This is a genomic window from Sneathiella sp. (genome assembly GCF_036960985.1).
GTDB lineage: Bacteria > Pseudomonadota > Alphaproteobacteria > Sneathiellales > Sneathiellaceae > Sneathiella.
Window position 1 is genome coordinate 39707 of the sequence record NZ_JBALWD010000003.1, and the last position, 15637, is coordinate 55343.

At 50.2% G+C, this 15637-nt stretch carries 16 protein-coding genes; 14 read left to right on the forward strand and 2 right to left on the reverse strand.

Going from position 1 to position 15637, the window contains the following annotated elements:
- Positions 1-2: 2 nt before the first annotated feature.
- Positions 3-1889, reverse strand: a complete 1887-nt coding sequence (locus V7723_RS02320) for a SurA N-terminal domain-containing protein (RefSeq protein WP_335682806.1) — start codon at positions 1887-1889, stop codon at positions 3-5.
- A 196-nt stretch (positions 1890-2085) separates the two neighbouring features.
- Here V7723_RS02320 and tpiA point away from each other — a divergent pair, with 196 nt between their 5' ends.
- The 14 genes from tpiA to V7723_RS02390 all read left to right on the forward strand — a co-directional run bounded on the left by tpiA (position 2086) and on the right by V7723_RS02390 (position 15145).
- Positions 2086-2844, forward strand: a complete 759-nt coding sequence (gene tpiA, locus V7723_RS02325; protein WP_335682807.1) for a triose-phosphate isomerase — start codon at positions 2086-2088, stop codon at positions 2842-2844.
- Positions 2845-2946: 102 nt separating this feature from the next.
- On the forward strand, positions 2947-3303 hold the full coding sequence (gene secG, locus V7723_RS02330; RefSeq protein WP_335682808.1) for a preprotein translocase subunit SecG: 357 nt from the start codon (positions 2947-2949) through the stop codon (positions 3301-3303).
- Positions 3304-3391: 88 nt separating this feature from the next.
- On the forward strand, positions 3392-5023 hold the full coding sequence (locus V7723_RS02335; RefSeq protein ID WP_335682809.1) for a CTP synthase: 1632 nt from the start codon (positions 3392-3394) through the stop codon (positions 5021-5023).
- A 2-nt stretch (positions 5024-5025) separates the two neighbouring features.
- Positions 5026-5859: a 3-deoxy-8-phosphooctulonate synthase gene (gene kdsA, locus V7723_RS02340; RefSeq protein ID WP_335682810.1), complete on the forward strand. Its 834-nt coding sequence runs from the start codon at positions 5026-5028 to the stop codon at positions 5857-5859.
- Between the two features lie 18 nt (positions 5860-5877).
- Entirely contained in the window at positions 5878-7155 is a 1278-nt protein-coding gene (eno, locus tag V7723_RS02345) for a phosphopyruvate hydratase (protein WP_335682811.1), read from the forward strand.
- Positions 7156-7245: 90 nt separating this feature from the next.
- On the forward strand, positions 7246-7557 hold the full coding sequence (locus tag V7723_RS02350; RefSeq protein WP_335682812.1) for an FtsB family cell division protein: 312 nt from the start codon (positions 7246-7248) through the stop codon (positions 7555-7557).
- A gap of 289 nt (positions 7558-7846) precedes the next feature.
- The gene (gene pdhA, locus V7723_RS02355) at positions 7847-8881 is read left to right on the forward strand and encodes a pyruvate dehydrogenase (acetyl-transferring) E1 component subunit alpha (protein WP_335682813.1); all 1035 of its coding nucleotides are present in this window, start codon (positions 7847-7849) and stop codon (positions 8879-8881) included.
- A gap of 72 nt (positions 8882-8953) precedes the next feature.
- Complete coding sequence (locus V7723_RS02360; RefSeq protein ID WP_443024167.1) at positions 8954-10303, forward strand: pyruvate dehydrogenase complex E1 component subunit beta; 1350 nt, start codon at positions 8954-8956, stop codon at positions 10301-10303.
- A gap of 13 nt (positions 10304-10316) precedes the next feature.
- Positions 10317-11594 carry a pyruvate dehydrogenase complex dihydrolipoamide acetyltransferase gene (locus V7723_RS02365; protein WP_335682815.1) on the forward strand — a complete coding sequence of 426 codons (1278 nt, stop codon included), beginning with the start codon at positions 10317-10319 and terminating at the stop codon, positions 11592-11594.
- Positions 11595-11604: 10 nt separating this feature from the next.
- The gene (gene lpdA, locus V7723_RS02370) at positions 11605-13008 is read left to right on the forward strand and encodes a dihydrolipoyl dehydrogenase (protein ID WP_335682816.1); all 1404 of its coding nucleotides are present in this window, start codon (positions 11605-11607) and stop codon (positions 13006-13008) included.
- A gap of 35 nt (positions 13009-13043) precedes the next feature.
- Positions 13044-13445, forward strand: coding sequence for a hypothetical protein (locus tag V7723_RS02375; protein ID WP_335682817.1), 402 nt, complete (start codon positions 13044-13046; stop codon positions 13443-13445).
- A 35-nt stretch (positions 13446-13480) separates the two neighbouring features.
- Positions 13481-13654 (forward strand): hypothetical protein, encoded by a 174-nt coding sequence (locus V7723_RS02380; RefSeq protein WP_335682818.1) that lies wholly within the window; start codon positions 13481-13483, stop codon positions 13652-13654.
- A 40-nt stretch (positions 13655-13694) separates the two neighbouring features.
- Positions 13695-14645, forward strand: a complete 951-nt coding sequence (gene lipA, locus V7723_RS02385) for a lipoyl synthase (protein ID WP_335682819.1) — start codon at positions 13695-13697, stop codon at positions 14643-14645.
- 32 nt (positions 14646-14677) lie between these two features.
- Complete coding sequence (locus tag V7723_RS02390) at positions 14678-15145, forward strand: type II toxin-antitoxin system RatA family toxin (protein WP_335682820.1); 468 nt, start codon at positions 14678-14680, stop codon at positions 15143-15145.
- On the opposite strand, the gene V7723_RS02395 is transcribed toward V7723_RS02390, so the two are convergent.
- On the reverse strand, positions 15135-15632 hold the full coding sequence (locus V7723_RS02395; protein WP_335682821.1) for a CinA family protein: 498 nt from the start codon (positions 15630-15632) through the stop codon (positions 15135-15137). The two genes, V7723_RS02390 and V7723_RS02395, sit on opposite strands and share 11 nt — an antisense overlap.
- Positions 15633-15637 lie beyond the last annotated feature (5 nt).

Genomic DNA, 15637 nt, shown 5'->3' on the forward strand with positions numbered 1-15637 from the left:
GCTTAGAAATATTCCCGGATCAAATCTTCTTTGACGGAAATACCAATCTCTTTTCGCAGATAATTTTCATATTGGGTCAAAATGCTCGCTCGAACACTGGAGCCAACTTGTGTTGCCATCTGCGCTGCTGCTTCCTTATCTGCGGTCGCATCCGCGGGAATGACGTCTGCAATACCATAAATCACATAGCCGTTTCCGGTGACATTGACACCAACGCCATAAGCCGCTGGCTGTAAATCAAACAGTCCTGCCTGAACAGACGGCGCTAGTTCGGATGATTGGCCGGATCTGAGAACCGGAGCGGAATATTTTACGGAGGCTTGTTCTTGCTTGGCTATTTCTTCAAGTGTGGCACCGCCGTTAATTTTAACGAGCAAGTCATCGGCTTTTTTCTTCGCCTGATCGTTGCGCCAGTTTTCTTGCCAACCCTTTGTTGCATCAGCCTTCACATCGGCTAATGGTTTAACGGCTGCTTCGTAAATTTCGTCGACGAGTACAGCGTAAAAACCTGCTGACTGGCTATCGGATAATTCAGGTTCACTGTCTTTTGGCTTAGCAAAGGCTTCTACTAAAAAGGCATCGCCACCGGGAAGGCCGGTAACAGGCTGACCCTGTTTATTTAAACCTTGAATGTCAATCCAATCTGTCGTGACGACATTAACCCCGATTGTCTTCCCAGCTTCCGCAAGCGTTGCACCGCCGGCGAATTCGTCTTCCAACTTGGTAGCTTCCTCAAACATGAGATCAAACGCTTTTCGCAAATGAATATCTTTTTTCAACTGCTCCCGAACTTCTTCTTTGGTTTTAACGGACTGCGACGCAACTTCAGTAACTTGAACCAAATGCCATCCCAATACCGTTTTAACAGGCGCGGAGATTCCGTCTTTTTGTAAATCAAAGACAGGACCTTGTAGTTCGGGGAGCAAATCCTGCTGGGTCATCAGGCCCAAATCAATATCTTCCGGCGTCAATTGCAACTCGGAAAGGGCAATTTTCTGGAAAGTTGCTCCGCCGTCAATTTTTGTAAGCGCTGTTTTTGCCTGCTCTTCATTTTCAAAAATCATTTGCGATACGCCGCGCTGTTCAGGCACATTAAATTCGCTGACCCGTCCATCATATTCCGCAGTCAAATCAGCATCGCTGATTTCACCTTCTTCAGCGAAATTCTCAGGTGTCATGGTGATGTAGCTCAGTTTGCGATATTCAGGCGCCGAAAACCGCTCCGGGTTACTAGCAATAAACTCTTTCAGGTCATCATCTGAAGGCGTGGCCGCAAATTCGATGGTACTATCTAGAATTTCAACATAATTAGCCGACCGTTTTTCCGCTTGATATGCGTATAGTGTATCGACCAAGATCCTTGGAGTTGCGGCGGCTGGTATAGCCATGGAATTAATTAATTGCTGACCCGCGATATCATGGCGGACGATTTCGATATATTCGCCTTCACTATATCCATTCTGGCGTAGAAATTGTTCGAACCTGAACCGATCAAATTGTTTGAATTCATTTTGAAAATTCTGTTGGGAACGGATCATTGCTAGAATTGCCGCATCGTCAGCGCTTAGGCCCAGGCTTTTGGTTTTTTCTTCGATAAGCGCTCGGGAAGCGATTTGGTTTACTGTCATTTGCGCCAGACCAAATTGTCGCGCTTGTTCGGCGGTCAATTGAGTCTGGAAGCGTTGCGACAATATATTCAGATTGCGCTGATAATCCCGTTGAAACTCGCCGATGGAAATAGATTTATCTCCGACTTCAATAACGTTGCTACCGACAGAGCTTGAAAGCATGTCACCGCCAATCCCCCAGACACCAAAACTGGCCACTAGAAGAAGTAACAAACCTTTTGCGAGCCATCCACTGGCTCCTTTGCGCATCGCATGAAGCATATTATCGGTTACCAAATATTGTTATGAACAAAATTACTATTTATTGGAGCTGTTTGTCGCAGCGGGCTGATTATAGGGTCCCGGCAGGTCGGAGCAACATTGAATTTTGCAAAGTGTATCTTTCTGGCTTAAAAAGTGGCATACGATCCTAAATTAGGACTAATAGCCAAATTTCAATGAACATCTGAGGAAGAATATGCCTGAAACTAGACGTCCCCTGATCGCTGGAAACTGGAAAATGAACGGATTGGCAGATGAATCGCTCCTGCAGATCAAGGATTTGGCGGCTCGTGCCAGTAAAATTTCAGCGCCTGCATGTGATGTTTTGATCTGCCCACCTGCCACGTTGTTACGCGATCTTGCAAAAGCAGCTGTTGGAAGTCCGGTTACGGTCGGCGGGCAGGATTGTCATGCAAACGGAAAAGGTGCGCATACGGGTGATATCAGTGTGGCGATGCTAAAGGATTCTGGCGCGCATTATTGTATCGTCGGCCATTCCGAGCGCCGCGCTGATCATGGCGAGACAAATGAAGATGTAAAATCCAAAGCAGAAGCGGTGCTTCGTGAAGGCTTGATTGCGATTGTCTGTGTGGGCGAAACACTTGCTGAACGGGAAGCGGGAACAACCCTCTCGGTCATATCTGATCAGGTTAAAAACTCGTTGCCTCTTGGCGCGACAGCCGTCAATACGGTGATTGCCTATGAACCGGTTTGGGCAATCGGAACAGGAAAAACGCCGACGGTACTGGACGTGCAGACTGTCCATGCCCATATACGGTCAGATCTGACGGGTTTGATGAATGATGCAAACCGGGTTCGGATTTTGTATGGCGGTTCTGTAAAGGGAAGCAATGCCGCTGAGTTGATGGCCGTGGAAAATGTCGATGGTGCACTAGTTGGTGGTGCGAGTTTAACGGCCGAGGATTTCTGGCCAATTGTTAACGTCTGTATATGAAAACTTGTGTCTGGTAATCTGATTAACTTTGGTGTAGAAGCCCAGCAATCGTAATTCTTTTGTGACGGCTTTGGTCGTCTGATGTCCGGGATTGAATATAAAATGCAAACTGTACTTTTGGTGATTCATGTTTTGATTGCCATATTCTTGATTGCAGTCGTACTGTTGCAACGCTCTGAAGGCGGTGCGTTAGGTATTGGCGGCGGCGGCGGCGGGGCTATGAGCAGTCGGGGGGCAGCGAATCTGTTGACCCGCACCACGGCTGGTTTGGCGGGGGCCTTTATGGTCACCAGTATTTTACTGGCCATCGTCAGTGGATCACATACTGCGCCAACATCTATTTTGGATTCTCCTTTGACAATGCCGGCACCAGCGGGATCAACCGCTCCAGCAAGTACAGAGACAGCACCAGCGGTGCCTGCGGCTCCGGCGGAGCCATCTGCTCCGATATCGGAATAGCGGCAAAATCAAAAAAAAATCACGAGGCGGCGTTTTTGCCACCTCTTTTACTTCACGGCTCTGATTTAATTGGTTATAACGTAACTCCATGACACGGTTTATTTTCATTACCGGTGGTGTGGTTTCCTCTCTTGGCAAGGGTCTTGCCGGGGCAGCATTAGCTTCCCTGTTGCAAGCGCGCGGCTATAAAGTACGACTACGGAAACTTGACCCCTATATTAACGTCGATCCTGGTACGATGAACCCATATGAACATGGGGAGTGCTATGTCACCGACGATGGCGCCGAGACAGATTTGGATCTCGGTCACTATGAACGCTTCACCGGCGTTCCCTCCAAGCAGAGTGATAACGTCACCACGGGGCGTATTTACCAGACGGTTATTCGTAAAGAACGCCGCGGCGACTATTTGGGCGGCACGGTTCAGGTCATTCCGCACATTACGAATGCAATCAAAGAATTTGCGACGTCAGATCTGGACGACGAAGATTTTGTTTTGGTTGAGATTGGCGGAACCGTTGGCGATATTGAAAGCCTTCCTTTTTTGGAATCCATTCGGCAACTTGGATATGAATTGCAGGATAACGCAATATTTGTTCATCTGACATTGGTGCCGTATATCGCAGCTGCAGGGGAACTTAAAACAAAGCCGACGCAGCATTCCGTTAAGGAACTCCGCTCCATTGGTATTCAGCCTAATATCCTGCTATGCCGGAGCGAACAGCCTATCCCGGCGGGTCAACGTCGGAAAATAGGGCTATTCTGTAATGTGCCCGAGGAGGCCGTTATCCAGGCACTAGATGTTCGAAGCATTTATGAAGTGCCCGTGACCTACCATAAAGAAGGATTCGATGTTGAAGTTCTGAAAGCTTTCCATATTGAAGATGCGCCGGAACCGGACTTATCGAAATGGGAAGATATTATGGACCGGGTCGTTAATCCGGAAGGAGAAGTTAATATAGCCGTTGTCGGTAAATATATTGAGCTTCAAGACGCCTATAAGTCGCTTACAGAATCTCTGGTTCATGGCGGCATCGCCAATCGGGTGAAGGTCAATATCAAGTGGTTGGAATCCTCGATTTTCGACGATGAAGAAGTTACACCGGCCAGCAAATTCGAATCTGTGCATGCTATTCTTGTCCCTGGCGGCTTCGGAGAACGTGGAGCGGAAGGCAAAATCAAGGCAGCGCAATACGCTCGTGAGCACAATATTCCTTATTTCGGGATTTGCTATGGCATGCAAATGGCGGTTATAGAAGGCTGTCGAAACCTGGCGGGTATGCCGAATGCGGGCACCTCTGAATTTGGCTCATACGATCCTAATGTCGTCGGTTTGATGACCGAATGGACGCGCGGCAATGAAACCGAAACTCGATCCGAAGATGGCGACCTTGGCGGTACAATGCGGCTGGGATCCTACCCATGTGATTTGGTAGAGGGAACACAGGTGCGAGAGATTTACGGGCAGGATCACATAAACGAGCGGCATCGGCATCGGTTTGAAGTAAATATCGCGTATCGAGAGGTGTTGGAGAAAGTAGGATATAAATTCTCCGGGTTGTCACCTCATGGTGATTTGCCGGAAATCGTTGAATTTGTGGATCACCCCTGGTTTATTGGCGTGCAATTCCACCCGGAATTGAAATCCAAGCCGTTCGAACCACATCCACTATTCAGCAGCTTTATTGAAGCCGCATTGAAAAAATCACGGTTGGTATAGTCATGACAGAAATGCGCCACGTTCAGATCGGAAATATCAAAGTCGGAAATGACCTGCCGCTCGCTATTATTGCGGGGCCTTGCCAAATGGAAAGTATGGTCCATGCCATGGATATGGCTGGACGGCTGGTTGAAATGACACAAAAGCTCGGGATCGGGCTTGTTTATAAAACGTCTTTTGACAAAGCCAATAGAACGTCAATCGCCACGGAACGCGGAATGGGCCTGGACGCTGCTATTCCCGTGTTTGAGCGGATCAGAAGCGAATTCGGTATTCCCGTCTTAACCGATGTCCATGTGGCGGAACATTGCGCTGCTTTGGGCGATGCGGTTGATGTTTTGCAGATACCCGCGTTTCTCTGCCGACAGACCGATCTGTTGGTTGCAGCGGCTAAAACCGGTAAAGTTATAAATGTGAAAAAGGGCCAGTTCCTGGCGCCTTGGGACATGAAAAATGTTGCCAATAAAATAATCGAGAGCGGTAACAATAAGGTTCTCCTGACAGACCGCGGTACCAGCTTCGGCTATAACACGCTCGTATCCGACTTGCGGGGCCTGCCAATCATGGCGGAGCAAACGGGATGTCCCATCGTTTTCGATGCGACCCATTCCGTGCAACAACCGGGCGGGCAGGGTGCCACTTCCGGCGGCCAGCGGGAGTTCGTGCCTGTCTTGGCGCGCGCCGCAGTAAGTGTCGGTGTCTCCATGGTCTTTATGGAAACCCATCAAGATCCGGATAATGCGCCGTCCGATGGCCCGAACATGGTGCCCATTGATGAAATGGAAGCTTTGTTAAGCACCCTTCAGAAATTCGATAACCTTGCGAAAAACCTTTGAGAAACAGGACTTAATCCCATGAGTGCAATTGTTGATATTATCGGCCGTGAAATTCTTGATAGCCGGGGCAACCCGACGGTTGAAGTGGATGTTCTATTGGAATCCGGTGCTTTCGGGCGTGCGGCTGTACCGTCTGGTGCCTCGACCGGTGCTCATGAAGCGGTGGAGCTTCGTGACGGGGATAAAAGGCGCTATGGTGGCAAGGGTGTTTTAAAAGCGATCGAAAACGTCAATGGCGAGATCTTTGATGTTCTTTCCGGTCGTGATGCCGACAATCAGATTGCCCTTGATCGGGCGATGATCGCGCTTGATGGAATGACTAATAAAGGCCGGCTTGGCGCCAATGCTATTTTAGGTGTGAGCATGGCCATTGCCAAAGCCTCGGCAGAGGATTGCGGCTTGCCGCTTTACCGGTATATCGGCGGTGCATCAGCCCGCACGTTGCCTGTTCCCATGATGAATATCATCAATGGCGGTGAACATGCCGATAACCCAATTGATGTGCAGGAATTCATGATCATGCCAGTATCGGCAGATAGCCTGAGCGACGCGGTTCGCATGGGATCGGAAGTCTTCCAGACATTGAAACAACAACTCAGCAACGCCGGGCACAATACAAATGTCGGCGACGAAGGCGGCTTTGCCCCAAATATCGCCAGCACACGCGATGCTCTTGATTTCGTTATGAAATCAATTGAGGTCGCGGGCTATAAACCGGGAGAGGATATGTATCTGGCGCTTGATTCCGCCTCTACGGAATTTTTCGCTGACGGAAAATATCATCTAAAAGGCGAGAACAAGGTTCTCGAGCCCGGCGAGATGGTGGATTACTACGCGGCGCTTGTTGGCGATTATCCGATCATCTCCATCGAAGATGGCATGAGCGAAGATGACTGGGCGGGTTGGAAGTTGTTGACAGATAAAATCGGCGACAAAGTTCAACTGGTCGGCGATGATCTGTTCGTTACCAACCCGGTTCGCCTGAAAGATGGCATAGAGCAAGGCGTTGCCAACTCCATCCTTGTTAAAGTCAATCAGATCGGCTCCCTGACGGAAACCCTGGAAGCCGTCGAAATGGCCCATAAAGCAAGCTATACAGCCGTCATGTCCCATCGCTCCGGTGAAACCGAGGATGCCACTATCGCTGACCTAGCTGTCGCCACTAACTGTGGCCAGATCAAAACCGGCAGCCTGTCCCGCTCAGACCGTTTGGCCAAATATAACCAGCTTATCCGGATCGAACAGGAGTTGGGAGACGCGGCAGAATATGCGGGTCGCGGGATTTTGAAGCGATAGAATGCCAGGTATCGACTGAACCTTAAAGGTTTATGCCGTTTTTCCAATATTTACGTTGACCTAGGCTGTAGGATTTGATTCACTGACAAAATGAGTATTGGTTTAGAAATTCGAAAGCGGGCGAAGGCTGGGGCGGGGCCTATTTTGGGGATCCTCGCGGTGGCTTATTTCAGTTATCATCTGATCGAAGGGGATCGGGGATTGTTTGCCTATCTCAAGCTTCAACATAAAATTGATAAAGCGGAAGCCGTCTACCTGGTTTCAGAAGGCGAAAAACATGCGCTGCAAAAACGCGTTTCGCTCCTCCGTCCAGAGAATCTGGATACAGATATGCTCGAAGAACGCGCCCGGGATGTTTTAGGGCTCGCTCATCCGGATGAAATTGTCATCTACCGCAAGTAAAACATTAAAACCCTCTTTCTTTTGGTTTATGTCGTCTGAGCGTCGACTTGGATGCCGAATATTACCTAAAGCGCAATAAATGTATGGCGTTTGTGTCGGCAGGCCAGATCTGTTACTTGTTCCAGAATTTCTTACCACGATACGCCAAATTAACGTAATTAACCGTAATTCAGTTAATAATAGCGATATTTCTTGTTTATTAACACCTGATCCTCCACATTCCAGTTAGTCAGACAAGCGACGGCGACCAAATCAAGGTTTCCGGATGCCTAAATCAACGGGAGGTGATATGGCACGACAAGCCACACAGACGTCTAAAAAATCGACAACCCCTGCGAAGAAAAAGGCGCGAAAATCAGCGCCCAAATTTGCGAAAGAATCCGTCCAGAAATTTTATCGTGACATGCTCTTGATCCGCCGCTTTGAAGAAAAAGCCGGACAGCTTTACGGTATGGGACTGATCGGGGGCTTTTGCCATTTATATATTGGTCAGGAAGCGGTGGTTGTCGGAATGAAATCGGCGATTGGCGAAAATGACGCAATGATTACCTCTTATCGGGATCATGGTCATATGCTGGCCTCCGGTATGGATGCCAAAGGTGTTATGGCGGAACTGACCGGTCGGGAAGGCGGCTATTCCAAGGGCAAAGGCGGCTCCATGCATATGTTCAGCAAAGAAGCCAATTTTTACGGCGGCCATGGAATTGTTGGCGCCTGCGTGCCGCTCGGCACCGGATTGGCGTTCAGCCAGAAATATCAAGGCACCAATGATATCACCCTTTGCTATATGGGCGATGGCACGGCCAACCAGGGCCAGGTTTATGAAAGCTTCAATATGGCAGAGCTCTGGGGCTTACCAGTGGTCTATGTGATTGAGAATAACGAATATGCCATGGGAACCTCGGTCAAGCGATCCTCAGCTCAAACACAACTCTATCGGCGCGGCGAAAGCTTCAATGTACCCGGTGAGCAAGTGGATGGCATGGATGTTTTAGCCGTCGCCGAAGCCGGCCGCAAAGCGGTGGAATGGGTGCGGGCCGGTAAGGGGCCGTATATCCTTGAGATGAAAACCTATCGTTATCGCGGTCATTCCATGTCCGACCCGGCCAAATACCGGTCCAAGGAAGAGGTCAACAAGAAACGCGCAGAGCATGATCCCATCGAACAAATTCGCCTGAAAATCATCGAAGATAAAATCAACACAGAAGATGAATTGAAGGAAGTCGATCGGGAAGTAAAGGCCATTGTCGCCAGTGCTGTTGAGTTTGCCCAGAATAGTCCGGAACCACAACCGGAAGAGCTTTATACGGATGTCGTGGTTTAACGCCGCGCGACAGGTTTAAAAGGACTGTAAATAATGCCAACAGAAATCTTAATGCCGGCACTCTCGCCGACCATGACCGAAGGCAAATTGGCCCGGTGGATGGTAAAAGAGGGCGATGACGTCAGCTCCGGTGATGTGCTAGCTGAAATTGAAACAGATAAAGCGACCATGGAAGTGGAAGCCGTCGATGAAGGAAAAATCGGAAAAATCCTGATCGCCGGGGATACTGATAATGTGGCGGTCAATACGCCCATTGCCGTTCTATTGGAAGACGGTGAAGATGCCGCCAGCATGGAGACTATGACAGCATCAGCAGCCCCCGCGGCAGCGCCAATTGCAGAAACACTCAGTGCACCGGCGCCGGCGATATCGGTTGTAACAACCACGGAAACCCATGACGCGTATGATGCCAGCGGCGAAATTCCGGCTGGTACGGAAATGGTCTCGACGACTGTTCGCGACGCCCTTCGCGATGCCATGGCGGAAGAAATGCGCATGGATGAACGGGTCTTTGTCATGGGTGAGGAGGTCGCCGAATATCAAGGCGCGTATAAGGTCACGCAAGGATTGCTCGACGAGTTTGGCGCCCGACGGGTCATAGATACCCCCATTACCGAACATGGCTTTGCCGGTGTCGGTGTCGGTGCGGCGTATCATGGCCTGCGACCGATTGTCGAATTTATGACGTTTAACTTCGCCATGCAGGCCATTGACCAGATTGTAAATTCTGCGGCGAAAACCCGCTATATGTCCGGCGGTCAAATGGAAAGCCCGATTGTCTTTCGCGGCCCTAATGGCGCTGCCTCACGTGTGGGAGCTCAACATTCACAATGTTATGCGTCCTGGTACTCCCATGTCCCGGGCCTGATTGTCGTCGCGCCGCATTCTGCCGCCGATGCCAAGGGACTTTTGAAAGCCGCCATTCGCAACCCTAATCCGGTGATTTTTCTGGAAAATGAGATGCTTTATGGTCAAAGCTTCGATGTGCCGGTTCTTGATGATTTCGTCTTGCCTATCGGTAAGGCAAAAGTTGCCCGCTCTGGTGATGATGTAACAATTGTCACCTTTGGTATGGGTGTGGAATATGCCACTGCCGCCGCGACGGCCCTGGCAAGCGAAGGTATCAGCGCCGAGGTTATCGATTTACGGACCATCCGCCCTATGGATATGGAAACGGTTCTGGCCTCGGTCCGCAAGACCAATCGTTGTATAACGGTGGAAGAAGGCTGGCCGCAAAGTGGTGTCGGCTCCGAGATTTCGGCTCAGATCATGGAACATGCCTTTGATTATCTGGATGCGCCGGTCATAAGGATAACGGGCAAGAATGTGCCGATGCCGTATGCCGCAAATCTTGAAAAGCTGGCATTGCCGCATGCGGATGACGTGATCAGCGCCGCAAAATCAGTCTGTTACCGCACTTAACAAGGGGGCTCACATGCCAATTACAATTACGATGCCCGCCCTCTCGCCAACCATGACCGAAGGCACTTTGGCCAACTGGCAGGCAAAAGAAGGCGACAGCATTTCTTCCGGCGATGTACTGGCGGAAATCGAAACAGATAAAGCGACCATGGAAGTGGAGGCAATAGACGAGGGGACCCTGGCAAAGATTCTTATTGCCGGGGGCACCGAAAATGTTGCGGTGAATACTCCGATCGCCGTCATGTTGGAAGAGGGCGAGGACGCCTCTGCTCTTGATGGGTTTAATGTTGGGTCGGCACCTGCGACGGCGGATACGCCAGTTGTAGAAGAAGTACCAGCGGCGGCACCTGCCGCTGCGGCTGCAACGCCCGCTGCTACGGCGGCACCCGCCGCGAGCGGAACCCGGGTTTTTGCCAGCCCACTGGCCCGTCGTATTGCCGGTAATGCTGGTTTGGATATCGCTGCACTGGCCGGAACAGGCCCACGCGGTCGGATCGTCAAGGCGGATGTGGAGCAGGCGATTGCGTCAGGTGGGGCACAAGCGCCCGCGCCCGCTGCCGCACCGGTTGCCGCGGCAACCCCGGCGGCGATAACGCCACCTGCCGGTGGTAATTATGAAGAAATTCCGCTGACCAGCATGCGCAAGACCATTGCCCGCCGGTTGTCGGAAGCCAAACAGACCATCCCGCATTTCTATCTGACGGTGGAATGCGAGCTGGATAATCTGATGGCCCTGCGTAAAGAACTCAATAGCCGCTCTGACGAGTATAAAATATCTGTCAATGATTTCATTATCCGCGCCTCCGGCTTGGCCCTCAAAAAACTTCCCGCGGCGAATGCCAGCTGGGGCGGGGACAAAATCCTGCAATATAAGGATTTTGATATTTCCGTTGCCGTTGCCATTGACGGGGGTTTGATTACCCCGGTTATCCGCAATGCTGACCAGAAAGGTCTCGCCAGTATTTCTGATGAGATGAAAGAACTGGCAGGTAAAGCCAAAGCCGGGAAATTGATGCCCGAAGAATATCAAGGCGGATGTTTCTCCATCTCCAATCTCGGGATGTTCGGGATCAAGGAATTCTCGGCTGTGATCAATCCACCGCAAGCCGCTATTCTGGCCGTGGGTGCCGGAGAGCAACGGCCTGTCGTCAAGGACGGCGCGTTGGCTGTCGCCACCATCATGAGTGTCACGTTGTCCTGTGATCACCGGGTTATTGACGGTGCCATGGGCGCCGAACTTCTTAAATATTTCAAAGGCTTCATTCAAGAACCTTTGACCATGATGCTGTAAGGGGCGGGATATGAGCGATACAAATTTTGATGTTGTGGTCGTTGGCTCTGGTCCAGGCGGTTATGTGGCTGCAATTCGCGCGGCTCAGCTGGGCCTGAAAGCCGCCGTCGTCGAGCGGGAGCATATTGGCGGTATATGCCTGAACTGGGGCTGTATTCCAACAAAGGCTCTGTTACGCACCGCCGATGTGCTGACACTGATCAATCACTCTGAGTCCTTTGGCATCAAGGTGGAAGGTGTATCCGTTGATCTTGAAAAAGTCGTCAAGCGCTCCCGTCAGGTGGCAGGCCAGCTTTCGGGCGGTGTGCAGCATCTGCTCAAGAAAAACAAAGTGATGGTTGTTGATGGCCATGGCAAGCTTGCCGGCAATGGTAAGCTTGAAATTTCCAAGGACGGCAAGGTTATCTCTACCCTCACAGCCAAGCATATTATCCTGGCAACCGGTGCCCGTGCGCGGATACTGCCGGGTTTGGAGCCAGACGGAAAACTGATCTGGACGTATAAGGAAGCCTTGGTTCCCGATGTGATGCCGAAGAAATTATTGGTCGTCGGATCTGGCGCCATTGGCATCGAATTTGCCAGTTTCTTCAATGCCTTGGGGGCAGAAGTTACGGTGGTTGAAGTTATGGATCGGGTCTTGCCCGTTGAAGATGCGGAAATTTCCGCCATGGCCGAGAAAGCGTTTAAAAAGCTCGGTATGAAAATTCATAAAAATACGACGGTGTCCGAACTGAAAAAATCCGCGAACTCGGTGACGGCGACTTTCACGGATAAAAAGGGAAAAACCTCCTCCGATACGTTTGACCGGGTTATTCTGGCGGTCGGCATCGTTGGCAATGTGGAAGATATTGGCCTTGAAGGGACAAAAATCAAGGTCGATCGGACCCATGTGGACGTCGATGAATATTCACGGACCGCGGAGCCCGGTGTCTATGCCATTGGTGATTTGACAGGACCGCCCTGGCTTGCCCATAAAGCATCCCATGAAGGGGTGATTTGTGTGGAGAAAATCGCGGGTGAAAAAGATGTTCATCCGCTTAATACGAAGAATATCCCCGGCTGTACCTATTGCCATCCGCAAGTGGCGTCCGTTGGCTTGACGGAAGAGGCGGCGAAAGAGGCGGGCTATGAGCTGAAAGTCGGACGCTTCCCGTTTCTTGGCAATGGCAAGGCAATTGCTCTGGGTGAGCCCGACGGCATGATCAAAACCATCTTTGATGCCAAAACCGGCGAAATGCTGGGCGCCCATATGATCGGCACGGAAGTAACGGAACTTATTCAGGGATATGGCATCGCCAAAACCCTGGAAACCACCGAGATTGACCTGATGCACACCGTCTTCCCGCATCCGACCCTCTCGGAAATGATGTATGAATCAGTTCTTGACGCGTATGACAAAGCGATCCATTTCTAGTAGGGAGTGTATACTCTCTAATTGATGGATGAAAAATGCTGTATATCTATGTTTCGTTTGTATTTTCATTGCTTTCCCCACTCGTATTTGGGTATCTGGCGGACAAGTATAATTGGTTTGGATTTGCGAAGAAATGGCCAAATTGGGTGAAAATGTGGGGACATACCCTCTTCATTTGCTTAGTTTTGGTATTTGTTTTTCCGGATTACTGGACACAAGAGATTGAGAATATTGCCGGAAATGAAGGTGGGTTAGCAAGTTTCACGCGAGTTGTAGGTAGCATATTGGTGATAGCAGGGTATGTTGGTCTAGGCATAAAAAACAAATGGGCGGAACGGCTTGATAAAGTACCCATTGGAAAACGCATTGTGTTTGGTTTTCTGTTCATGGGTCTGACTTGGGTAGCTGCTATTGCCTATATGTGGCTTATGTTTTGAGCTTATGGGGTTAGCCCTGATGCGGCGGGAATAGTATGTTGGAAATGTACGGCTTGCTTGCCGTGAATTTGGTTGGTCTCTGGATCTTTATTTATCTGGAGAAAAAGTATAATTGGTTTGGTTTTATCGATAAAGTTCCTAACTGGCTCATTGCAACGATCTTAATTGCGTTTTTTGGGTTTATCGTGATCGCCGTATTTGTGCACTAGGAACAAAAGATCGCTTCTTAGAGAGAATGGCAGAGAGATTATGACAGAGATTACATCGCTACAGCGTGTCCGCCATCCGGAAAAAGCCAACCGGCCGGACAATCCGATCCAGCGTAAACCAGCCTGGATCCGCGTCAAGGCGCCAGTCTCCAAGACATATAACGAGACGCGGGAACTGATGCGCGGGCTGAACCTGACCACGGTGTGTGAAGAAGCATCCTGTCCTAATATCGGGGAATGCTGGTCGAAAAAACATGCGACCATGATGATCATGGGCGAAATTTGTACCCGGGCCTGCGCCTTTTGCAATGTCTCTACTGGTAAACCCAATGCCCTCGATCCGTTTGAGCCCACCAATGTGGCAACGGCCGTCAAGACCTTGGGCCTCAACCATATTGTGATCACATCTGTCGATCGGGATGATCTGGCCGACGGCGGCGCGCAACATTTTGCTGATGTGATTAAGGCTATACGTGAGGCGGCACCCACAACCACCATTGAGATTTTGACCCCGGACTTTCTCAAAAAATCCGGTGCGTTGGAAATTGTCGTGGCGGCGAAACCCGATGTGTTCAATCATAATCTGGAGACCGTGCCGAAACTTTATACGACGGTGCGTCCCGGTGCCCGCTATTATCATTCCTTGCGGCTGCTGGACCGGGTGAAAGAACTGGATCCGACGATCTTCACCAAATCCGGCCTGATGGTGGGATTGGGAGAGGAAAAAGATGAAATCATGCAGGTAATGGATGATATGCGCGTTGCCGATATTGATTTTATTACCATCGGCCAGTATCTGCAGCCGACAGTCAAACATCATGCCATTGACCGCTTTGTGACCCCGGACGAATTTTCTGTACTGGAAAAGCAAGCCTATGCTAAAGGGTTTCTTATGGTTTCTGCGTCACCCTTGACGCGATCCAGTCACCATGCGGGCGAAGATTTTGCGAAATTGAAAGCCGCCAGAGACAAAATTGAGGGCGTAAAGTAAAGCCGCGCAAGAGTACAGGTAAAGTAAAGCGTATGCCGACACATTCAGATGAACGGGTTCTTCCCTACACACCGAAACAGTTGTTTGATCTGGTTGCGGCAGTCGATTTATATCCCGAATTTCTGCCCTGGTGCGTGGGTGCGCGGATCAATAAGCGAGAAGAGAATGTGATTTATGCCGATTTGGTTATCGGTTTTAAGCTGTTCCGCGAAAAATTTACCTCAAAAGTCACCTTGGATGAGGCAAATCAGACCATTGATGTGGAATATCTGGATGGCCCGTTTCGTTATCTGAACAATCATTGGGGATTTTTTGATCACCCGGATGGATGCAAGATCACTTTTTTTGTCGATTTCGAATTCCGCTCCATCATCCTGCAAAAAACCATTGGTATGTTGTTCAATGAAGCCGTGTCTCGGATGATTTCTGCCTTTGAGAAACGGGCGAAAGAACTCTATGACCTGCCGGACGGGGCGGAAAAATCATCCGCTACGAACTGATCTCGTTGAGCATTTCAAGCGCTGTCATCACCGTCGCTATCCGCACTTCCGAGCGGCCGATATCCCCGTAATCCATTTTCCGGTGGAGGGTATTACCGTCAATATTTGTCGCGGCCAGATGCACCCGTCCGACTGGTTTTTCCGCTGATCCACCGCCCGGACCGGCAATACCGGTCACGGCAACGGCGATTTGAACTGCTGCGGTTTTAAGGGCACCTGCGGCCATGGTTCGGGCGACTTCTTCGGAAACCGCGCCGAAATTTCGCAAGGTATCGATATCGACCCCGATAACTTTGTGTTTTGCCTTGTTGGTATAGGTAATAAATCCGCGATCAAACACATCACTGGATCCGGCAATTTCGGTGAGGGCACCGCCAATTAATCCCCCGGTACAGGATTCTGCGGTGGCCAACAGCCATTTGCGCTTACGGCAGTTTTCCAGAACGGTCGTCGACATTGATACGATTTCTCTATTAAAAACGCTCATTAATC

What these genes read in the sequence shown, in the direction of transcription:
- V7723_RS02360 (WP_443024167.1), top strand. Translation starts at nt 8,954, where the DNA reads ATGACCGAAGGCAAATTGGCCCGGTGGATGGTAAAAGAGGGCGATGAC.
- secG (WP_335682808.1), top strand. Translation starts at nt 2,947, where the DNA reads ATGCAAACTGTACTTTTGGTGATTCATGTTTTGATTGCCATATTCTTG.
- lpdA (WP_335682816.1), top strand. Translation starts at nt 11,605, where the DNA reads ATGAGCGATACAAATTTTGATGTTGTGGTCGTTGGCTCTGGTCCAGGC.
- tpiA (WP_335682807.1), top strand. Translation starts at nt 2,086, where the DNA reads ATGCCTGAAACTAGACGTCCCCTGATCGCTGGAAACTGGAAAATGAAC.
- lipA (WP_335682819.1), top strand. Translation starts at nt 13,695, where the DNA reads ATGACAGAGATTACATCGCTACAGCGTGTCCGCCATCCGGAAAAAGCC.
- V7723_RS02320 (WP_335682806.1), bottom strand. Translation starts at nt 1,889, where the DNA reads ATGCTTCATGCGATGCGCAAAGGAGCCAGTGGATGGCTCGCAAAAGGT.
- V7723_RS02395 (WP_335682821.1), bottom strand. Translation starts at nt 15,632, where the DNA reads ATGAGCGTTTTTAATAGAGAAATCGTATCAATGTCGACGACCGTTCTG.
- V7723_RS02380 (WP_335682818.1), top strand. Translation starts at nt 13,481, where the DNA reads ATGTTGGAAATGTACGGCTTGCTTGCCGTGAATTTGGTTGGTCTCTGG.
- V7723_RS02390 (WP_335682820.1), top strand. Translation starts at nt 14,678, where the DNA reads ATGCCGACACATTCAGATGAACGGGTTCTTCCCTACACACCGAAACAG.
- V7723_RS02375 (WP_335682817.1), top strand. Translation starts at nt 13,044, where the DNA reads ATGCTGTATATCTATGTTTCGTTTGTATTTTCATTGCTTTCCCCACTC.
- V7723_RS02365 (WP_335682815.1), top strand. Translation starts at nt 10,317, where the DNA reads ATGCCAATTACAATTACGATGCCCGCCCTCTCGCCAACCATGACCGAA.
- kdsA (WP_335682810.1), top strand. Translation starts at nt 5,026, where the DNA reads ATGACAGAAATGCGCCACGTTCAGATCGGAAATATCAAAGTCGGAAAT.
- pdhA (WP_335682813.1), top strand. Translation starts at nt 7,847, where the DNA reads ATGGCACGACAAGCCACACAGACGTCTAAAAAATCGACAACCCCTGCG.
- V7723_RS02350 (WP_335682812.1), top strand. Translation starts at nt 7,246, where the DNA reads ATGAGTATTGGTTTAGAAATTCGAAAGCGGGCGAAGGCTGGGGCGGGG.
- eno (WP_335682811.1), top strand. Translation starts at nt 5,878, where the DNA reads ATGAGTGCAATTGTTGATATTATCGGCCGTGAAATTCTTGATAGCCGG.
- V7723_RS02335 (WP_335682809.1), top strand. Translation starts at nt 3,392, where the DNA reads ATGACACGGTTTATTTTCATTACCGGTGGTGTGGTTTCCTCTCTTGGC.